Annotated in this window: 20 protein-coding genes; 5 read left to right on the top strand and 15 right to left on the bottom strand. The window is 63.0% G+C overall.

Annotated elements, in window-relative coordinates:
* Nucleotides 1–16: 16 nt before the first annotated feature.
* From H2510_RS15685 to H2510_RS15670, 4 genes are all read right to left on the bottom strand, one after another.
* Nucleotides 17–1,321 carry a sensor histidine kinase KdpD gene (locus tag H2510_RS15685; RefSeq protein WP_186629199.1) on the bottom strand — a complete coding sequence of 435 codons (1,305 nt, stop codon included), beginning with the start codon at nt 1,319–1,321 and terminating at the stop codon, nt 17–19.
* The gene (locus tag H2510_RS15680) at nt 1,318–2,022 is read right to left on the bottom strand and encodes a response regulator transcription factor (RefSeq protein WP_186629198.1); all 705 of its coding nucleotides are present in this window, start codon (nt 2,020–2,022) and stop codon (nt 1,318–1,320) included. Before H2510_RS15680 ends, H2510_RS15685 begins: the two co-directional genes overlap by 4 nt.
* 13 nt (nt 2,023–2,035) lie before the next feature.
* Entirely contained in the window at nt 2,036–2,242 is a 207-nt protein-coding gene (locus H2510_RS15675) for a hypothetical protein (RefSeq protein ID WP_186629197.1), read from the bottom strand.
* A gap of 76 nt (nt 2,243–2,318) precedes the next feature.
* Nucleotides 2,319–3,476, bottom strand: coding sequence for a diguanylate cyclase (locus tag H2510_RS15670; RefSeq protein ID WP_186629196.1), 1,158 nt, complete (start codon nt 3,474–3,476; stop codon nt 2,319–2,321).
* Between the two features lie 105 nt (nt 3,477–3,581).
* Here H2510_RS15670 and H2510_RS15665 point away from each other — a divergent pair, with 105 nt between their 5' ends.
* Entirely contained in the window at nt 3,582–4,910 is a 1,329-nt protein-coding gene (locus H2510_RS15665) for a deoxyribodipyrimidine photo-lyase (protein ID WP_186629195.1), read from the top strand.
* A 13-nt stretch (nt 4,911–4,923) separates the two neighbouring features.
* Here H2510_RS15665 and H2510_RS15660 read toward each other — a convergent pair whose 3' ends face one another.
* On the bottom strand, nt 4,924–5,826 hold the full coding sequence (locus tag H2510_RS15660; protein ID WP_186629194.1) for a DMT family transporter: 903 nt from the start codon (nt 5,824–5,826) through the stop codon (nt 4,924–4,926).
* Between the two features lie 51 nt (nt 5,827–5,877).
* The gene (locus H2510_RS15655) at nt 5,878–7,734 is read right to left on the bottom strand and encodes a propionyl-CoA synthetase (protein ID WP_186629193.1); all 1,857 of its coding nucleotides are present in this window, start codon (nt 7,732–7,734) and stop codon (nt 5,878–5,880) included.
* Between the two features lie 232 nt (nt 7,735–7,966).
* Between H2510_RS15655 and H2510_RS15650 the strand changes: the two genes are divergently transcribed.
* On the top strand, nt 7,967–8,332 hold the full coding sequence (locus H2510_RS15650) for a hypothetical protein (RefSeq protein ID WP_186629192.1): 366 nt from the start codon (nt 7,967–7,969) through the stop codon (nt 8,330–8,332).
* On the opposite strand, the gene H2510_RS15645 is transcribed toward H2510_RS15650, so the two are convergent.
* The 6 genes from H2510_RS15645 to H2510_RS15620 are packed head-to-tail and all read right to left on the bottom strand — an operon-like array spanning nt 8,309 to nt 14,399.
* Nucleotides 8,309–9,814, bottom strand: a complete 1,506-nt coding sequence (locus tag H2510_RS15645) for a carboxyl transferase domain-containing protein (protein WP_186629191.1) — start codon at nt 9,812–9,814, stop codon at nt 8,309–8,311. The two genes, H2510_RS15650 and H2510_RS15645, sit on opposite strands and share 24 nt — an antisense overlap.
* A gap of 10 nt (nt 9,815–9,824) precedes the next feature.
* Nucleotides 9,825–11,018, bottom strand: coding sequence for an ABC transporter permease (locus H2510_RS15640; RefSeq protein ID WP_186629190.1), 1,194 nt, complete (start codon nt 11,016–11,018; stop codon nt 9,825–9,827).
* Nucleotides 11,015–11,908: an ABC transporter ATP-binding protein gene (locus H2510_RS15635; protein ID WP_186629189.1), complete on the bottom strand. Its 894-nt coding sequence runs from the start codon at nt 11,906–11,908 to the stop codon at nt 11,015–11,017. Before H2510_RS15635 ends, H2510_RS15640 begins: the two co-directional genes overlap by 4 nt.
* 12 nt (nt 11,909–11,920) lie before the next feature.
* Nucleotides 11,921–12,457, bottom strand: a complete 537-nt coding sequence (locus tag H2510_RS15630; protein ID WP_186629188.1) for a hypothetical protein — start codon at nt 12,455–12,457, stop codon at nt 11,921–11,923.
* Nucleotides 12,454–12,726 (bottom strand): helix-turn-helix transcriptional regulator, encoded by a 273-nt coding sequence (locus H2510_RS15625; protein ID WP_088942259.1) that lies wholly within the window; start codon nt 12,724–12,726, stop codon nt 12,454–12,456. The genes H2510_RS15630 and H2510_RS15625 overlap by 4 nt, the downstream gene beginning before the upstream one ends.
* Before the next feature lie 38 nt (nt 12,727–12,764).
* On the bottom strand, nt 12,765–14,399 hold the full coding sequence (locus H2510_RS15620) for an ABC-F family ATP-binding cassette domain-containing protein (RefSeq protein ID WP_186629187.1): 1,635 nt from the start codon (nt 14,397–14,399) through the stop codon (nt 12,765–12,767).
* Between the two features lie 107 nt (nt 14,400–14,506).
* Here H2510_RS15620 and H2510_RS15615 point away from each other — a divergent pair, with 107 nt between their 5' ends.
* From H2510_RS15615 to H2510_RS15605, 3 genes are read left to right on the top strand one after another with little or no spacing between them, the layout of a single operon-like run.
* Complete coding sequence (locus H2510_RS15615; protein ID WP_186629186.1) at nt 14,507–15,355, top strand: aldo/keto reductase; 849 nt, start codon at nt 14,507–14,509, stop codon at nt 15,353–15,355.
* Between the two features lie 20 nt (nt 15,356–15,375).
* Nucleotides 15,376–16,218 (top strand): uroporphyrinogen-III synthase, encoded by an 843-nt coding sequence (locus H2510_RS15610; protein ID WP_186629185.1) that lies wholly within the window; start codon nt 15,376–15,378, stop codon nt 16,216–16,218.
* Nucleotides 16,219–16,266: 48 nt separating this feature from the next.
* Complete coding sequence (locus tag H2510_RS15605) at nt 16,267–17,058, top strand: 2-keto-4-pentenoate hydratase (protein ID WP_186629184.1); 792 nt, start codon at nt 16,267–16,269, stop codon at nt 17,056–17,058.
* 21 nt (nt 17,059–17,079) lie between these two features.
* On the opposite strand, the gene H2510_RS15600 is transcribed toward H2510_RS15605, so the two are convergent.
* Genes H2510_RS15600 through H2510_RS15590 form a run of 3 tightly spaced genes read right to left on the bottom strand, consistent with a single transcriptional unit; the run spans nt 17,080 to nt 19,643 of the window.
* On the bottom strand, nt 17,080–17,916 hold the full coding sequence (locus tag H2510_RS15600; protein ID WP_088942254.1) for a mycofactocin-coupled SDR family oxidoreductase: 837 nt from the start codon (nt 17,914–17,916) through the stop codon (nt 17,080–17,082).
* Between the two features lie 45 nt (nt 17,917–17,961).
* A complete protein-coding gene (locus H2510_RS15595; RefSeq protein WP_186629183.1) occupies nt 17,962–18,705 on the bottom strand; it encodes an SDR family NAD(P)-dependent oxidoreductase in 744 nt (247 codons plus the stop codon).
* Complete coding sequence (locus H2510_RS15590) at nt 18,702–19,643, bottom strand: 3-oxoacyl-ACP reductase (RefSeq protein WP_186629182.1); 942 nt, start codon at nt 19,641–19,643, stop codon at nt 18,702–18,704. Before H2510_RS15590 ends, H2510_RS15595 begins: the two co-directional genes overlap by 4 nt.
* Between the last annotated feature and the right edge of the window lie 136 nt (nt 19,644–19,779).

Below are 19,779 nucleotides of genomic sequence, written 5' to 3'. Positions count from 1 at the left end.
ACGGGCCCGTCGACGTTCACGCCAGGGTCTGGTCTTCGAGTTCGAGAACCAACCTGGCGCCTCCCAGATGGCTGTCGGTGAAGTAAGCGCGGCCACCGTGCAGCTCGGCCTGTTGCTCGACGAGCGCCAGGCCGAGTCCGGAACCACCCTTCGCTGCGGAGGCGCCGCGGTAGAAGCGTTCGAAGACCGAACTCCGCTCGTCTTCCGGCAGGCCCGTTCCGTTGTCGTCGACGATGACGGTGACGCGGGTGCCGTCCCGTTCGATCGTGATGGTCACCGCGTCGGCGCCGCCGTGGCGAACTGCGTTCGTCAGTGCATTGCCCATTGCCAGCCGAAGTCCGGTGGGGAGAGCGCGCATCGACACCGACGGTTCGGACTCGATGTGCACCGCCAATCCCGGATACTGCCGCATAGCGTCTTGAGCGGCGATGTCGCAGATCTCCACCACATCGCTCTGGACCCGGTCGCTGTCGCTGGACAACTCGCCAGACGCCAGTCGTTCGAGCGCAGTGAGTGTTGTTTCCACTCGCCCCTGGGTGCGCTCGAGGTCGTTCAGAATCTCCTGTCGCTGAGCAGGTCCGAGATCGAGTGTGCTGAGTACCTCGATGTCGGTGCGCATTGCTGTCAGCGGAGTGCGTAGTTCGTGCGCGGATACTGCGGCGAAGTCGCGGGCCGTGGACAGCGCGGCGTTGGTGCGGTCCTGGGCGTCGTTGACGCGTTGGAGCATTCCGCCGATGGCGACGGCGAGTTCGTCGGCTTCGCGTACCCCGGTCTTCGTGTCGGGTGGCATCGGCGGCTGGGCGCTGACCTGGCGGGTCAGTTCGACCAGCGGGCGGACCGCGCGTCCGCCGAACAGCCATCCGAGTCCGGTCGAGACGGCGATCGCGCCGAGGCCGACGAAGATGACCTGCTTCTGCTGCTCGTCGGTGACCTGCTGTGCTTCGATGGCCGGTACCCCGATAGCGATCGAGATATCCACCAGGGACACAGTTTTGGTCGTGTAGACCCGAAACCGTTGACCGTTCACATCGACGGTGGCCGAGCCTTCGCCTAGATCGGGAAGTTGGATGGGTGTCGAGGCGCGGACGGTGTCGCCGGTTCGGATCGTCACGGCGAACGCCGCGGACAGTTGATCGAGGAATGTCTCGAGCACAGCAGCATTGGGAACGAGTGCCTGAGATGCCGTCGTCAACCGCTCGTCGAGCTGATTGACGTTGTTGCGTGAGATGGCAACCGAGGTCACCACTGCGAGAGCTGCGACGACGAGGGTGGCGCCCAGTGCCGTTGCTGCGGCGACGCGCGCTCGCAACGAGAACCTCATGAGGGGACCCGGAGAACGAATCCGACGCCGCGGACCGTGTGCAGCACCCGAGGCGCGCCCCCGATTTCCAGCTTGCGACGCAGGTATCCGACGAAGACGTCGACCACATTGGTGTCGGCCACGAAGTCGTAGCCCCACACGAGTTCGAGCAACCGCTCGCGCGTGAGCACGACGCCTTTGTTGCGGGCAAGGATGGCCAGCAATTCGAATTCCCTTTTGGTGAGGTCGAGTTCGCGGCCGCCACTGTGCGCGCGGTAGCCGGGCAGATCGACGGACAGCTCACCGATCGAGATCTCCGACGTCGACGCCGGGGCGGGCGGGGGTGCACTGGCTCGTCTTCGCAACATGGCGTTGATCCGGGCGACGAGTTCGGCAAGGACGAAAGGTTTGGTCAGATAGTCGTCGGCGCCGGATTCGAGACCGGAGATTCGATCGTCGACCGACGCACGCGCGCTCAACACGCAGATCGGTACGTCGTTGCCCATCGCACGCAAGGCCTTCACGACACTCGCGCCGTCGAGAATCGGCATGTTGATGTCCAGGACGACGACGTCCGGCGATCGACTCGAGACCACGGTCAGGGCTGCCGCGCCGTCGGCGGCGGTGATCACCGTGAATCCGGAGAGCTGAAGTCCTCGTTGGAGTGAGGACAGGACGTCGTCGTCGTCGTCGACTACTAGCACTGTCGCAGATTCGGGCACTGCCCCATTGTGCCTAGGCTGCCCAGCTGTCGACGGTCAACTGGCGTTCTTCGGGCGTTTTCGCGAAGAACTCCTCGAGCGCGCTTCGGCGGCTGAGGTCGGTGTCGAGCGACCATGCCACGGCGGGCGCCTGCGCGTACAGGGCCTGGTAGTACTTCTCGAAGGTGCAGGTGCTGTTGACCAAGGACTGTGCGCCGGGGAATTTCGGTGTAGTTCTCATGTGAGAGTTCCTCTCTTGGGGTATTTCCCAAGGTAGGAGGCATTCTTACGGCCACTGTGAACGTCGAGTGGGAGTTCTATGAGAATCGTTCGCCGAGGTCTGTGACGTCGACGACATCGCCTACGTGGGTTCGGTCGCCTCCCGCATTCTTGGCTGTATACATCGCCTCGTCCGCATTGGAAATGAGCCGATCCAACAACAGTGTCGGGTCGGTTGCGAGCGTGCTCGGCATCGGTGCCGATAGCGATATCCCGACGCTCGCAGTCACCGGTGGTTGCGAGCTGGTCCGCACGACTCTCCGCAGGAGTTCGGCCTGGTGAGCCAAATCCATTGATTGGCCCGCGACTCGACGTTCTACTACTACGAACTCCTCGCCGCCCACACGGGCGAGCGCGGCCTGGGGAATCGCCTCGCTCAAGGCCCTCGACACCGCCACCAGTACGGCGTCGCCGGTTTGGTGGCCGTGGGTGTCGTTCACCGATTTGAACCCGTCCAAGTCGAGAAGATAGACGACGAAAATCGTGCCGTCCGCCGATCCCGGCCGTCGGATCTCGCGATGAAGGCCGCGTCGGTTGAGCGTGCCGGTCAACGAATCGAATTCGGAGGCCTCGGCGTCGACGGTCAGAATGCCCAACAACATCAGAGTCATGACCGGTACCGTGCTGATCACGGCCAGGACGCCGGTGGCGATCGCGATCACTTGAATGGGCGGAGTGCCGTCGGTGATCTCTCGGACCGAGATGATCGTCACCATCGCGACGGCCGAGGCCATGGTGAGTGCGAAGACGCGGAAACCGTGAAAGAACACGACGTAGCCGAGCATGGCTGCGTACGAAGAGCAGGCCATCAACCCGAGGAGCGGGCCAGGCATCGTGAGCGCTGCCTCGCCCAGGAAGATACAGCTGGTGGTGATGAAGGACAGAGACAGCCGAACATCGAGCCAGGGCTGCGCCCGCCAGAGCAGAACGGCCCATCCGGTGTCGACGACGATGATGACGATTGCCATCGCCAGTAGATGCGGTTCCTTGGACGCACTTTCCCCTAACCGGAACAGTAGGGGTTGCATGCCGAGGACGAGCAACGTGACGACCACCGCGACCCGGGTGCTTCGCATGAGGCCGCGGTCGACAAGGTAGTCGGTGAACATGTCGTATCGGTGAGCCGTCTTCCAGATCCGAACCGACTCGGCACGTACCCGTGCGATCGGGGTGGCAGGGGTGCGTCTCACTGGCATGAAGATCGAAAGTCCATTCTCACCCAACGAACCGGGTGGTCGGTTACTTGAAGATACTTCCACTATCCAGGATTGTGCGTAGTGGGGATGGGTAAGACTGAACTTATGACACTCGTGTGGTTCCGCCGTGATCTTCGACTGGGCGACCTGCCGACCATCACGGCCGCGGCGGAGTCGGGCGATCCGGTTCTCGGGCTCTTCGTCTTGGACGATCGGTTGTTGAAAGCCTCCGGCGGGCCGCGTCGCGACTTTCTGTTCCGCAGCCTGGCAGCTCTCGACGAGCAGATGGGCGGCCGACTGCTCGTCGTCCACGGCGATCCCGAGACCGTGGTGCCGAACGTCGCCCGGGCGATCGACGCCGAGTGCGTCCATGTCAGTGCCGACTACGGTCCCTACGGACGTGAGCGGGACGAACGCGTCGGTAAGCAGGTGCCATTGGTGGCGACGGGATCGCCGTATGCCGTGGCTCCAGGGCGGATCGTCAAGAGCGACGGCGAGCCGTACAAGGTCTTCACTCCGTATTTTCGGCAATGGCTGGACCACGGCTGGCGGGGACCTGCCGATACTTCGGCATCGACGCTCGACTGGATCGACCCCGCCGACGTGTCCGGTCCGCGGCGGGTGCAGATTCCTACCGAAGAGGACGGCTCGGACGTCGCTGCCGGGGAGAAGGCCGCATGTACCCAGTGGAGTGAGTTCCTCGACCGAGTGGCGGGGTACGACGACGAGCGCAACCGCCCTGACCTCGATGCGACGAGCCGAATGTCGGTCTACCTCAAGTACGGCAACATCCATCCGCGGACCATGTTGAAAGATCTGGGCGCGCTACGCAGTGAGGGCTCGGCCGCGTATCGACGGCAGATCGCGTGGCGAGATTTCTATGCGGACATACTGTTTCAGCGACCTGACAGTGCGCGTGAGAACTATGTGAAGAAGTTCGACAATATCGAACTCGATTCCGGAAAGCAGGCGGACGAGGTGTTCGCGGCGTGGTGCGAGGGGCGTACCGGATTTCCGATCGTCGATGCCGGTATGCGGCAGTTGAATGCGGAGAAGTGGATGCACAATCGCGTACGGATGATCGTCGCGTCGTTCCTCGTCAAGGACCTTCATCTTCCGTGGTGGCGAGGTGCGCGCTACTTCATGAACACCTTGGTCGACGGCGATCTTGCCAGCAACCAGCACGGGTGGCAGTGGACCGCAGGATCGGGCACCGATGCCTCGCCGTACTTTCGGGTGTTCAATCCGATCACTCAAGGCGAGAAGTTCGATCCGACCGGAGACTACGTGCGACGTTGGGTGCCCGAACTGCGCGGGGAAGAAGGAAAAGCAGTGCACACCTTGAAGTTCGGACGCCCAGCGGCTTACCCGGAACCGATCGTCGACCACAAGCATGAACGTGAGGTGGCCATCGCGCGGTTCAAGGCGCTCTAGCAATCGAGGCGCTCTAGCGTCGACGCGAGACACCGACCCCGACGAGGCAGATTGCCCCACCAACCACTGCGAGGTAGTGCGGAATCTCGCCGAGCAAAAGCCACGCCAACGTGATGGTGATCGGTGGTACCGCGTACGTGGTGACGCCGAGGCGGCCTGCGTCCATGCGTGTCAGCGCATACGCCCAGGTACTGAAGGCCAATGCCGTCGGTACCAACCCGAGATAGAGCAGACCACCGACAGCGGCTCCCGATGCATCGGCGAGGTCGCCGATCAGAGCCGGCGCGAAGGGGAGTGTGCACAGAGTTCCGATCGCGCATGCCATCCACGTCACCTGCAGGCCAGGCACGGAACGCAGTACCGGCTTCTGGCTCAGTACACCGATCGCATACGTCACTGCTGACACCAGGCACAATGCGATGCCGAAGAACCCGGCGTCGGTCTTCGTCGTATCACTCGTGGTGAGAGCGGTAGTGACCCCGACCATGACGGCGCCGGCGAACGCAATGGCCGCACCGATGACGAGCCATCGGGGAAAGCCCTCGCCGAGGAGCAAGCCTGCGAACAGTGCAACCAGAATCGGGCCGATCTGAATGAGCATCGACGTGGTCCCGGCATCGACGCGTTGCTCGGCTGCGTTGAGTGCGACGTTGTAGATCGCGAACCAGAACACCCCGACGCTGAGGATCTGTAGCCACTGAGTTCGGTTCGGCCGGACCCACTTGCCCTGAAGCAGCAGAATCGACCCCAACACCGTGCTCCCGATCAGCAACCGCCCCAGTGCGAGTGGCCCGGCGCCGAAGGAGGTCCCGACACCTCGGATCGCCACGAACGCCGACGCCCATGCCACCACCGTGGTGATCACGGCAGCGACGGCGAGCCAGTCTGCTTTCGGTGAGGCACCGAGCTTGCTCATGACGAGGACGCTACTGTGCCCGAGCCGATCTGGGGTGCGCGAACCTCGCCGTCAATGTCGGAGGAGCTTCTCCAGTGCATCCAGTACCGCCGGATCCTCGATGGTCGAGGGAACGCCGTACTCGTCCCCGGCGACGATCTGACGCATCGTCTTACGCAGTATCTTTCCCGACCGTGTCTTCGGGAGCGCGCCGACGATGGTGACGTCGCGGAAGGTGGCGAGCGCCCCGATCTGCTCTCGCACCATGGCTACCAGTTCGGTGCGGAGTTGGTCCTCGGTGATCTGCTCGCCTGCTTTGAGGACTACGTAACCGCTCGGGCGTTGGCCTTTGAGGTCGTCGTGAATGCCGATGACCGCGCACTCGGCGACAGCCGGATGACCTGCGAGGACGGCCTCCATCGAGCCTGTCGACAACCGATGTCCGGCCACGTTGATGACGTCGTCACTGCGGCCGAGCACGTAGACGTACCCGTCGGAATCGATGTACCCGGAGTCGCCTGTCAGGTAGTACCCCGGAAATGTTTCGAGATAGGAACGGCGGAAACGTGATTCGTCGTTCCACAACCCGACCAGGGTACCCGGTGGCAATGGCAGTTCGATGACGATATTGCCTTCCTCGCCCGCCGAGACGGGGTTGCCGACGGCATCGAGAATGCCGACACGAAAGCCGGGCACCGGCACTGTCGGCGAGCCTGACTTGATCGGAAGTGGTTCCAAGCCGAGCAGATTGGCGCAGATCGGCCACCCGGTCTCGGTCTGCCACCAATGGTCCACGACCGGAATGTTCAGGATGCGGCAGGCCCATTCGTAGGTGTCCGGGTCGAGTCGCTCACCCGCGACGAACAACATCTTCAGCGAAGAGATGTCGTACTTGCTCAACTCCGCTGCCTGCGGGTCCACCTTGCGAATCGCCCGCAGGGCCGTGGGTGCGGTGAAGAGCGCCCGAACACCATGGTCGGCAACGACACGCCAGAACGCCCCGGCATCCGGCGTCCCGACAGGTTTGCCCTCGTACATAACTGTCGTCGCGCCGGCGAAGAGAGGACCGTAGACGATGTAGGAGTGTCCGACGACCCAGCCGACATCGGAGGCCGTCCACATGACCTGGCCTGCCCCGACGTCGTAGATGTTGCTCATCGACCACGTCAAGGCGACGGCGTGCCCACCGTTGTCGCGGACGACGCCTTTCGGTTTTCCGGTGGTGCCGGAGGTGTAGAGGATGTACAGCGGATCGGTCGCCTGCACCGGGATCGGATCGGCGGCGGTGGCGCCGGCGATCTCGGTGTCCCAGTCGAGCCAGCTGTGTTCGGTCGGTATCCCGTCGCGAGCTTTGACGATGACCTTCGGCGTTGCGGCCGTGGACATGTCGAGTGCCTTGGCGATGAGGGGGAGGTACTCGATGACGCGGGCCGGTTCGAAGCCGCCGCTCGCCGTCACCAGCAGGGTGGGCTCCGCGTCGTCGATGCGTGCGGCAAGCTCCTTGGCAGCGAACCCGCCGAAGACAACCGAGTGCACGGCGCCGATACGTGCGCACGCCAGCATCGCGACCACGGCCTCGGGGATCATCGGCATGTAGATCACGACACGATCGCCGACCTGCACGCCGTGCGCTAGTAGGACGCCGGCGAACCGTGATACTTCGCCGAGTAGTTCGGCATAGCTGTAGGTGCGCTGCACACCGATCATCGCGGAGTCGTAGATCAGCGCGGCCCGGTCGCCGTGGCCTGCGTGAACGTGACGGTCGAGTGCGTTGTAGCAGGTGTTGAGGGTGCCGTCGGCGAACCATTGCTCACCGTCGAACGCCGTCGTCGGTGCACTGTCCCAGTCGACGGCCTGCGCGGCGTCGAGCCAGAATTCCTCGCGTCGGTCGATGCTGTTGTCGAATGCTGTCCGGTATTCGCCGCTCATGTGGCAACCCTAGTTGGGCGTCGGTTGCATGTGGGTACTTCTCCGGTGGCCGCCGAAAATTGCACACTATCGACCAGGATCGCCGGAATCCCGTCGAATCGGGCCGATGGTGTGCACACAGCAGCGCCAATTCGCCCCCGGCCGTCAGGGCGGCGTCGTAGTCGGTGCCGCCGACGTTAGATTTCCGTCAAGTACCTCGACCGGGCGGCCTGGCGAGGAAAGACTGAAGGACGTGACCCTCTTCGAACTTCTTCCTTCGCTTTCCGGTGCATCACGTCCCCGATTCGACCCGGCCATGTGGCCGGTGGCGACGCGTTACCACCTCGGTCGCTTGACGTTCGACGGGACGGCAGCGGAGGACGTCGCCGACTGCATGGGCACGCCGGCGATGTTCGATGGCGTTCTGGTGACGAGGGTCCGCTCGGTCATCGCAGGCATCGTACGGATCGACGGCACGATCGACGACGTGGCCGACGCCGAGATCGCCGGCAGGCATTCGGTGGCGGGGCGTGAGTTCTTCGCCGTCGGCGACACCAAGATCGAACTACCGTCCGACGTTCGGGCAGGTGACGTTCTAGCGCTGGTCCCGAAGTCCTAGGGTCCGATAGCGGCTCAGTCGAGTGGTCAGCCGCGCGCCCGGATCCTGGTGACTCAGGTCCTGTAGTTCGCGCGCGATGGCCCCGGCGACGCGCAGCGAGAAGTCGATCGGTTCTGCGGCCGCATCGGGACTTTCGGGGACGATGGCGTCGACGATTCCCTCTCGGAGGAGGTCGACGGATCGGATGCCCTGCGACTCGGCCATGTCGGCGGCATGGCTGGTGTCGCGGTGCACGATGGCACTTGCACCTTCCGGTGGCAGTGGCGCGAGCCAGGCGTTCTCCGCACACAGTGTGCGGTCCGCGGGTAGCAACGCCAGGGCGCCGCCGCCAGTGCCTTGACCAAGAAGTACCGAAACCGTGGGCGTGTCGAGGGTGACGAGATCGGATATGCAGCGGGCGATCTCGGGCGCAAGGCCACCCTCCTCCGCCTCCTTCGACAGCGCTGCGCCGAACGTGTCGATCACCAGAATCAGCGGAATCGAGAGTTCTTCGGCGAGCCGCATGCCGCGTCTAGCTTCGCGGAGCGCACCCGGGCCCATCGTGGCGGTGACACTGTGGCTGCTGCGATCGTTGCCGAAGACGACACACGAGATTCCTCGAAATCGGCAGAGCGACAACAGAATCGTGGCGTCGGATTCGCCTTGACCGGTGCCGCTCAGTGGGACCTGTTCGGTGGCTGCATGTTCCAGTAATTCGCGAACTCCGGGGCGGTCGGGTCGGCGGGAGGAGATCACCGACTGCCAGGCTGTGCGCCCTTCGATGTCTGCGACGAGGGGTGCAGGTTCGAGTGTGAGCACCGGTGCGGCATCACCTGCGACGACGCGGAGGATCCGCACGAGCAGATGGCGCAGATTCGCCACCGGCACCACGCCGTCGATGACTCCGTGTCGATACAGGTTCTCCGCCGTCTGGACGCCCTCGGGGAACGGCTTGTCGTAGAGCGCCTGGTAGACGCGTGGACCGAGAAATCCGATGAGCGCGCCGGGTTCGGCGACCGTCACATGCGCCAACGAACCCCACGATGCGAATACTCCACCGGTCGTCGGGTTTCGCAGATAGACCAGATACGGCAATCCCGCCTGCTTGTGCATCGTGACAGCGGCTGCGATCTTGACCATCTGCACGAAGGCGAGAGTGCCCTCCTGCATCCGGGTGCCACCGGACGTCGGCGACGCGATCAGTGGCAGCTTTTCGGCGGTGGCACGTTCGATTGCAACGACGATTCGTTCGGCAGCGGCCACACCGATGGACCCTGCCAGGAAGCCGAACTCGCACGCGATGACCGCTACCCGACGGCCGTCGACCGTGCCGGAGCCGGTCAGGACCGATTCGTCGACGCCAGTCTTGTCTCGGGCTGCCTCGAGATCGGCCGCGTAGGCGGGGCCGGGGGAGACGTCGAGCGGAGTGGTGTCCCAGGAGACGAACGATCCGCCGTCGAGAACTGCATCGAGTATCTCGGCGGCGGACGTTCGTGTGCTCATGGTGGGAAGCTTAGCGAGCGAACGCTTCCTTCCACGTAACGGTCTTGCCGATGCGCAGGATGGAACGCTGGTAGATCTTCGCGGCGACGACGGCGAGGGCCGCGGTGGTCGCGAGCATGATCAGCGCGGTTCCGACAATTTGGTAGATCGGCGCGACTCCGGCGGCGATGCGTAGCGGCATCATGACTGCGGAGAACGGTGGGATCCAACTGAGCACACTGCTCAGGGTGCTCTCCGGATCGCCGACGGAATAGAAGGCGGAGAAGAACATTGCCATGATCAGCAGTAGCAGAGGCATGGTCGTGGAGTTGACGTCCTCCTGCCGCGAGACCATGGACCCGCCCGCTGCATAGAGCACTGCGAAGAAGGCGAAGCCGAGGATGAACCAGCCGAGCGTACCGGCGAACACGCTGATCGCGGCACCGGTGACGGTCAGAACTCCGGTGGCGAGGCCGGTGCCGACTCCCGCGACTCCGTACATGGCCAGTTGAAGGATTCCGACGGCGCCGATGCCGATTATCTTGCCCCACAGCAGTTGTAGTGGACGAACGGTCGACAGGAGCAGTTCGACGACACGCGAGGACTTCTCCTCGACGACGCCCATCGCGACGTACATGCCGAAGCCGATGATCTGCGCGTAGAGGATGAACACTGCGGACAGAGCCAGTGCAGTGCGTTGTCCTGCTTCGGGATCGGGCGGATCGATGGCGTCGACGGTGACGGTCGCCGCGGTGGTGGCGGCAGCCAACGCGGCGCGATCGGCACCCTGCGCTTCGAGCGCGGTATCGGTCGCCTGCGTCTGGACGCTGCTTTCGATGATGGCCCGCAGTGTTCCGGTCAGTTCGGAATCGGTGATCGCGGTGTAGGCCCCTGCATTCTCGGGCACCAGTGCCACGGCAACCTCGCCCGATTCGACGCCACTGCGTGCGGCAGCGGCGTCGGAGAGTTGGCGGACCTCGACTGGATTGCCGACGGCATCTCCGGTGGCCTGCAGTACCGACGCTATCGACTGATCGCCGACGACGCCGACGACGTCGCGGTCGTCGTCACCGCCGGAGAAGATGGAGAAGGCGATGATACCGCCGACGATGGCGGCGAGGATGATGATGTTGCTGATGACGAAGCTCTTCTTCATTACCTGTACTGCGAACTCGCGCTTGGCAATCAGACGTACAGCTCGGGTCGAGGTCAGTTTTTCACTCATGCCACTACCGCCTCTCGAAACAGATCACTGAGCGATGGTTTGTGGACGGAGAATTCGTGTACCGGGCCGGTGGCCAATGCGGCATGCAGGACGTCCTGATCGGAGGCGCCTTGCTTCAGGCTGAGCACGAAGTGTCCGTCGCGGTGACTCAGAGTCGTGACTCCGGCAATGCCTTCGGCCCATCCTTCGGTGGCACCGGGCGCATGCACCTGCAACTGTGCGTCGCCGGATCCGCGGAGTTCGTCGACGGTGCCGACAGCCCGCATCGAGCCGGCGGCGATGATGCCGACCCGATCGCACAGTCGCTGCACCAGGTCCAGTTGGTGGCTCGAGAATATGACGGGCACTCCTGCAGCGGCTTTCTCGCGTAACACCTCGCTCATGACGTCGACGGCTACTGGATCCAATCCGGAGAACGGTTCGTCGAGAACGAGAACAGCGGGGTCGTGTACAAGGGCCGCGGCGAGCTGCACGCGTTGTTGATTGCCCAGGCTCAGTGCGTCGACGGTATCGCCGAGTCGTGACGATATTCCGAGTCGCTCGGTCCAGCGCTGTACCGCATCCTTGGCAGCGGAGGACGAGAGGCCATGCAGCTCAGCCAGATACGCCAGCTGCGGGCCGACCTTCATCTTGGGATAGAGCCCACGTTCCTCGGGCATGTAACCGATGGTGCGGCGCACTTCGAGGTCTACGGGCTTTCCGCCGAGCAGGACCTGTCCGGAGTCGGCGGACAGTACGCCGAGCGCGATGCGCATGGTGGTGGTTTTACCGGCACCGTTACTGCCCACGAAGCCGAACAGTTCACCAGGGCGGACGTCGAAGCTCAGCGCGTCGAGGGCGATCGTGTCGCCGTATCGTTTGGAGATGGAGTCGATCGTGAGGGTACTCATGGTCCCTTTCGGTCAGAGGTCTTCTGGATCGGGGTCGGGGGTTATCCACGCAAGAATCAAAGCGGGAGAGCAGATTCCGGCCAGCAATGCGGTCAGCGTCCAGAGTGCTCCGGCGTAGGCGAGACGATCGTTCTCGATCCAGGTCGAGAGGAAGATCGACGCCATGACCGCCACCAGCACCAGGCTCTGGGTCACCGTCAGCCCGATCGATCGAGCTTCGTTGCGCTGCTGGACTTCCCACTCATCGAGTGCGCCCACAGGAGCGTCACTGTGTCGGCCGGACACCGTCTGCAGCATCGTCCACAGGACGAGGAACGCCGCCGTGGCCGGCAGCCAGGCGATGGGGGCGTACTGCCAGAACAGGGAAAGGATCGAGATCACCAGTAGCGTGAAGAGGACGGCAACGACGGCAACTCCGAGGACGCGTCGACGACGCTGGGTGCGCCACGTCGGGAGCCAGTTGCGCGTCTTGGCATCGTTCTCGAGAAAGCGTCTGGTTCGAAATGTCTGGTAGCGGGTCAGGATGTCCGTGGCGTCGGGTGTGGTCATGGGTTCTTCTCCCTTCGATACAACTCTGCGGAGAGCGGTCCGAACTCTTCTCGCGAGAACACTGCTTCCACGGGTAGGTGGAAGACGTCGCAAATTCGCAATGCGAGATCGAGACTCGGGTAGTGGTCACCACGTTCGAGGGCGCCCACAGTCTGAGGGTTCACTTCGACGAGTTCGGCAAGTTGCGCGCGGCTCATCTTTCGTTCTGCCCGCAGAACTCCCACCCGGTTGTAAATCGGGAGCGTGTTCCCACGCTTTATGGGGCTCATGTATCAAAGTGTTGTGTAAACCCAACGATTCGTCAACCCTACATTTCTGACAACTTTCCGTCGGACATCACCCAGCGTCGCGTACTGCGCACCGTGGAGAGCATCCGTCGATCATGCGTGACCAGCAGCAATGTTCCTTCGAAGTTCTCCATCGCCCGCTCGAGTTGCTCGATCGCCGGGAGGTCCAAATGGTTCGTCGGCTCGTCGAGTACCAGGAGATTGACCCCTCGCGCCTGCAACAAGGCCAGGGCGGCACGGGTTCGTTCACCCGGAGACAATGATCCTGCGGGCCTCAGTGCGTCGTCTCCACGGAGACCGAATTTCGCCAACAGAGTGCGAACTTCGGCGTCGGGCCACTCAGGAACTGCGGCGCTCAACGAGTCCGACACCGTCGCTGCGCCAGTGAAAAGCTCACGTGCCTGGTCGATTTCGCCGATTGCGACACCCGAACCCAGTGATGCGGTGCCCTCGTCCGGCACCAGCTTGCCCAGCAACACCGACAGCAACGTCGTCTTACCCGACCCGTTCTCGCCGGTGATCAGAATGCGATCACCCCACTCGATCTGCGTCGTAACCGGTCCGAAAGTGAACGCCGGCCGAGTAACCACAGCACCGCTCAGCACCGAAACGACGGTGCCGCTACGTGGAGCGCTCGCGATCTCCATCCGCAGTTCCCACTCCTTGCGCGGTTCCTCGACGACTTCGAGCCGCTCAATTCTGCGTTGGGTCTGCCGAGCCTTCGCCGCCTGCTTCTCAGTCGATTCGGCACGAGTCTTACGCGCGATCTTGTCGTTGTCGGGCGCTTTGCGACGAGCGTTGCGAACCCCGGACTCCATCCAGTTGCGCTGCATCTGGGCGCGAGATTCCAACGAGGACTTGGTGTCGGCGAACTCGTCGTACTTCTCGCGCGCATGCTGCCGAGCGATCTCACGCTCGGCCAAATACGACTGATAGCTGCCGTCGTAGACGTCGATTCGGTGCTGCGCTCGATCGAGCTCGACGATGCCGGTGACCGTGCGCTCGAGGAATTCACGATCGTGACTGACGACGACTATCGCCGCACGCGTGTCGACGACGAATCGTTCCAACTGCTCCAACCCGGCGAGGTCCAGATCGTTGGTCGGCTCGTCGAGCAGCAGGATGTCGTAACGCGCCAGCAGGATCGCTGCCAACCCGGCTCGGGCCGCCTGCCCACCGGAGAGCGAGGTCATCAAGACCTCTCCGCCGGTGTCGAGACCCAATTCCGCCAGGACCTTCTCGGCGCGCTCGGCCAGATCGGCACCGCCGAGCGCGAGCCATCGCTCCAGCGCCGGGGTATACAGATCCTCGCCATCGCCGGATCCGAGGGCTTCCGCCGCAGCGTTCATCGACTCCTCGGCCAGAGTGACACCCGTCCGGCGGCCGAGGAATTCGACAACCTTCTCACCAGGAACACGCTCGGGTTCCTGTGCGAGATAACCGACGGTGGCATCGGGCGGAGAAGTGTAGATATCGCCCTCGAAATCTGCGGTTCCGACCCCTGCCAACAGTGTCAACAAGGTGGACTTACCGGCCCCGTTGGCACCGACAAGTCCGATGACGTCCCCCTCGGTGACGGTGAGGAAAAGGCCGGAGAAAAGCGTTCGATCGCCGTGGAAAGCCGCAAGATCGTCCACGCGCAAGGTTGCAGTCACCCTGCAAGTATCCCGTGGGTCGTTCCGCAGGCTCCACTCCCGGTATCCCCGGCCCTCGGGAACAGACCCTCGGGAACAGACTCGTCCGGTCACCCGTTGGCATTCGTATGACCTTTTCTTCCGAGACCAGTACCGTCCCGACAATCGTGCTCAACGACGGGCATGCAATTCCGCAGCTCGGATTCGGTGTGTGGCAGGTTCCGGACGACGGTGCCCAAGCCGCAGTAGCCGAGGCGCTGAAGGTCGGTTACCGCAGCATCGACACCGCAAAGGTGTACGAAAACGAGACCGGCACCGGTAAAGCTGTCGCCGAGTCCGGAATCGCCCGCGACGAGCTGTTCATCACCACCAAGCTGTGGAACGACGACCAGGGATACGACTCGACGCTGAAGGCGTTCGACGCCAGTATGGCCAGGCTCGGGCTCGAATACCTGGACCTGTACCTCATCCATTGGCAGCAGCTCGATCGCAACAAGTACATCGAGACCTTCAAGGCTTTCCAGAAGCTGAAGGCAGACGGCCGTGTCGGTTCCATCGGCGTCTCGAACTTCACCATCCCGACGCTCGAGAAGCTGATCGAGGAGGTCGGGGAGACCCCGTCGGTGAACCAGATCGAGGTTCATCCGCACTTCGTGCAGACCGAGCTGCGCGCGTTCCATACCGAGAAGGGCATCGCTACCGAGGCGTGGAGCCCGCTGGGTTCCGGGACCGTCCTGGACGACCCGGCACTCGCCCCGATCGCCGAAGCACACGGGGTAACCCCAGCTCAGGTCGTACTTCGTTGGCACATCCAACACGGAAACGTGGTGATCCCCAAGTCGGTGACCCCGAAGCGGATCGCCAGCAACTTCGACGTGTTCGGCTTCGAGCTGACCAACGACGAGGTTGCTCAGATCAATGCGCTCGACACCGTCGACGGGCGTACCGGCCCCGATCCGGACAAGTTCAGCAGCTAGTTCGTCACTAGGGTGGCCCCATGGCCTTTCCGCTTGCAGGCAAGACGATCGCCCTCACGGCCGAGCGCCGAGCAGAAGAGTTCGCGGCGATGCTCGAGCGTCGCGGTGCGGCCACAGTGCATGTACCCGCGATTCACGTGCTGCCGCTGCTCGACGACTCCGAACTGCGTCAGGTGACCGCGGGCATCATCGCGCAGCCACCGGAAATGGTGGTGATCAGCACGGCCGTCGGTTTTCGTGGGTGGCTCGACGCGGCCAAGGGGTGGAACACCGAAGACGAGCTTCTCGAAGCACTCAGGGCCTCGCGCATCATTGCGCGAGGCCCTAAGGCGCGGGGCGCGATCCGCGGCGTCGGGCTACGTGAGGAATGGTCGCCGACCACCGAAGCCTCACAGGAAGTAGCCGACCACCTGGAAGCCGAAGGTATTGCCGGTGTCGATATAGCAGTCCAACTGCACGGCACCATCACCGAATGGGAACCTACGATTCATCTGAGCGAATCGCTCGTCCGCCTCGGAGCGAGGGTGCGTCCCATTCCCGTCTACCGCTGGATCCGGCCGGTGGATCAGCGCCCACTGGTGAACTTGTTGGGCAAGATCGTCGATCACGACGTCGACGCCGTCACCTTCACCAGTGCCCCGGCCGTCGCGTCGCTGCTGTCGACGGCGAAGGACAACGGGATGCTCGAGCAGTTCCTTGCGGCGCTGAAGGGCCCGGTCGCCGCGATCTGTGTCGGTCCGGTCACCTCCGCCCCCCTCGACGTACTCGGTGTCCCGACGCGGATGCCGGACCGCGCACGGCTGGGCAGTCTCGCCAAGTTCGTCATCGAGGAGTTGAGCGACTTGCCGCTCCGTCCCGCCTGATGGGACAGATGCTGGGCCCTGTCGAGTTCTGCGCATAACGTCACAAGCATGACTACGATCGAACCTCATACGATCAGCGAAGCTGCTGAGCGCCTTGCGACTGCGACTGCAACTTCCACCCCGTGTTCACCCGTCCGGGACCTCATCGGTAGCGAGGACGTGGACGCCGCTTACCTGGTCCAGACGCGCAACATCGAGGCGCTTGTTGCGTCCGGCCGCACTGTCGTGGGACGGAAAATCGGTTTGACTTCGCCCGCTGTGCAGAAGCAGATGAGTGTCGATCAACCTGATTTCGGTGTTCTTCTCGACGACATGGATTGCACGCAGGACGACGCGGTCGACTTCGCCCGGCTACTGCAGCCGCGGATCGAAGCCGAGATCGCTTTCACTGTTTCCCGTGACATCGAAGTCCCCATCGACGCCGATACCGCTCCGGACTACGTGAGCAAGGTATTCGCAGCATTCGAAATCGTCGACAGCCGAGTGGTCGACTGGGACATCAGCTTGGCCGATACCGTGGCAGACAACGCTTCTTCTGGTCTGTACGTTCTCGGAGATTCCCTGGACCGCAGTGACGCCCCGAATCTCGAAGAGGTCGAGATGACGCTGTACGCCGATGGGGAGCAGGTCTCGACGGGCAAGGGATCCGATTGCCTCGGCAGCCCCTGGGCAGCATTTGCGTGGTTGGCGAACACCAGCTTGTCCTACGGTTCACCGCTGCGTGCGGGAGAAGTCGTTCTATCCGGTGCCCTCGGCCCGATGGTCTCGGTGACCGCAGGCTCGACCTACTTAGCATCCATTACCGGAATCGGCGACGTCACAGCGGTATTCACTGCGTGACGTCACCGATTCGGGTGTGCGTCAGCCGGTGACGCGTGCGGCGTTTCCGGCGTCGACCGGAAGCACCGTGCCGCTGATATGTGCACTTGCTTCTGCGGCGAAGAACAGAACGACGCGGGTGATCTCCTCCGCGTCGAGCCACGGCACCGGCTGCGCATGCAGGGTTTGCAAGATGGGCGCGACGTCGTCTGCGGTCGGCTTGTCCAGGTCCGGCCGCATCATCGCGTACAGGGAATCATTGTGAATCATGGGAGTCGAAATGTTCCCGGGTGCAATCGTATTGACTGTGATTCCGTGTGGTGCCAGGTCCAGTGCGGCACTCTTGCTGAGTCCGATGACCCCCCACTTCGATGCTGCGTAGGCGGCCATATTGGTGTTTCCGGCACGGCCCAACATCGACGAGATGGTGATGATGCGGCCGTATCCACGACTGATCATTCCGGGTGCGACGGCACCGACGGTGTTGAAGACTCCGGTCAGGTTGGAGCCGATCGTTTCTGCCCACTGCGCCTCGGACATCGACTGCACCGGTGCGGCGACAGATACGCCGGCATTCGCGACAGCGATGTCGATGCGGCCCAGTTCGGACTCGGCGCGCTCCACGAGGGAGTTCATCGCCTGTCGATCGTTGGTGTCGAAGGTGGCACTGATCGCCTTGCGTCCAGTTGCCTGCACGAGCCGGACCGTCTCGTCGAGATCCTCCTGTGTGGCAAGCGGATACCGCACGACGTCGCGGTCCTCGCAACGATCGCACAGCACCACGTCGGCGCCTAGCTCAGCGAAAGCGATTGCGTGAGAGCGTCCTTGGCCTCGTGCTGCGCCGGTGATCAGGGCGACTTTGCCGTCGAAACGTTCCATATGTAATTCTCCTCTTGGTTGGTCTACCTCGGTGGCCGATCACCGTCAGCGCAGTTTGTTGCTTCCGCCGTCGGCCATCAGTGTCTGTCCGGTCATGTACTTGGAATCTTCGGAGGCGAGGAACACTGCCACCGGAGCGATATCGGTTTCGGGATCTCCGATTCGCTGTAGCGGGACCTTAGCGGCACTCGCTGCAGCGCGCTCCGGGTGGGCAGCCTGCCAGGCACGCACACCCTCGGTTGCTGCGAAGGGGCAGAGCACGTTGACTCTGATGCCGTCCACAGCCCACTCGTTGGCGGCTACGCGGCTGAGCCCTCGAATTGCTTCTTTTGCTGCGGCATAGGAGGCCTGAGTGGGCATTCCGTCCAGGCCGGAACCGGAGGCGAAGTTGATCACCGATCCGGAGGAGGCTTTCAGGTGGGGGTAGCAGGCCTGCATGAGGTGCACCGTGGGGTAGAAGCCGGTGTTGAACGACAGATCGAACATCTCACTCGTCGTATCGACAAGCAGTGCCTGCCGTGACGCGTGAGCGTTGTTTACCAGCACATCGACGGATCCGAAGGCGGTGACTGCAGCGTCGCAGATCGTCTGTGCCGAGTCGGGAAGTGAGATGTCGATGCACAGGAATTCGGCTTTCGGGCCCAGCTCGGCACTGAGTGCGGCTCCCTTTTCTTCGTCGATGTCGACGAAGAACACATTGGCACCTTCGCGGGCGAAGACGGTGGTGATCGCGCGGCCGATGCCGCCTGCGCCGCCCGTGATGATTGCCGTTTTCCCTTGGAGCCTCATCGGATGACCATCGAATCGACGGCTGCGAGTGCGGTCTTCTCGAGTTCTGCCACGCTGTATGCGGAGTAGGTCTCGTATTGGCCGCGACCGGAGAAGTACGGTGTCAGATTATCCGAGAGCTCATCGATGGTGAATTTCGAACCTGTGGTTTGGAACGTGTTCTCGACCTTGGGTGCTGCCATCAGGGCGACCATTCTGCCGTAGACGACGAAGACCTGTCCGGTGATTTCTTCCGAGGCTTCGCTGGCGAGGTAGTGGACGAGAGTGGCGACCCGGTCGGGGGAGAGCGGATCCTCGATCGCTTCCGGATCGGTGTTCTCCCCGAATGCCTGAGCGGTCATCGCGGTACGCGCACGAGGACAGATTGCATTCGCCCGAACGCCGTAGCGCGAGAGTCCCTGAGAGGTCGAGAGCGTGAGGGCGACGATCCCGGCCTTGGCTGCCGAGTAGTTCGGTTGTCCGGCGGAGCCGAAGAGGAAAGCCTCCGAAGAGGTGTTGATGACACGACCGTAGATCGGGCCGCCGACCTCCTTCGAGAGTGCTCGCCAATGAACTGCGGCGGCATGTGAGGTGGCCGCGTGCCCTTTGAGGTGCACCCGGATGACATCGTCCCAATCCGATTCGGTCAGGTTGAAGATCATCTTGTCGCGAATGATCCCGGCGTTGTTGACCAGGATGTCCATCGAACCGAAGTTCTCGTTTGCCGATTGCACGAGTCGTTCGCCCAAAGACCAGTCGGAGACGTCCCCGAGGACCGCGATCGCTTGTCCGCCCGCGGCGATGATTTCGTCGGCGACGGATTGCGCATTATCGCCGATGTCGTTGACGACGACTGCGGCGCCTGCAGCCCCGAGGGCCATTGCTTCTGCACGGCCGAGTCCGGCACCTGCGCCGGTCACGATTGCTGTTCTTCCGGTCAATTCGAGTGCTGTGCTCACGAAATGCCTCCATTTCAAAATTAGAGTTAATTCTATTTCTAGCGCATATAACCTGAATGTGCACGCTTTCGGCCCGTGGATCGCGCTTCGGAATCTCCCGTGCCGCGGCGCTGTCGACATCAGAGACAGACAGCGA

This window comes from Rhodococcus sp. BP22 (assembly GCF_014281965.1).
Lineage (GTDB): Bacteria > Actinomycetota > Actinomycetes > Mycobacteriales > Mycobacteriaceae > Rhodococcoides.
The sequence above is the reverse complement of the archived record's forward strand: the minus strand, read 5'-3'. Positions and strand labels throughout refer to the sequence as shown.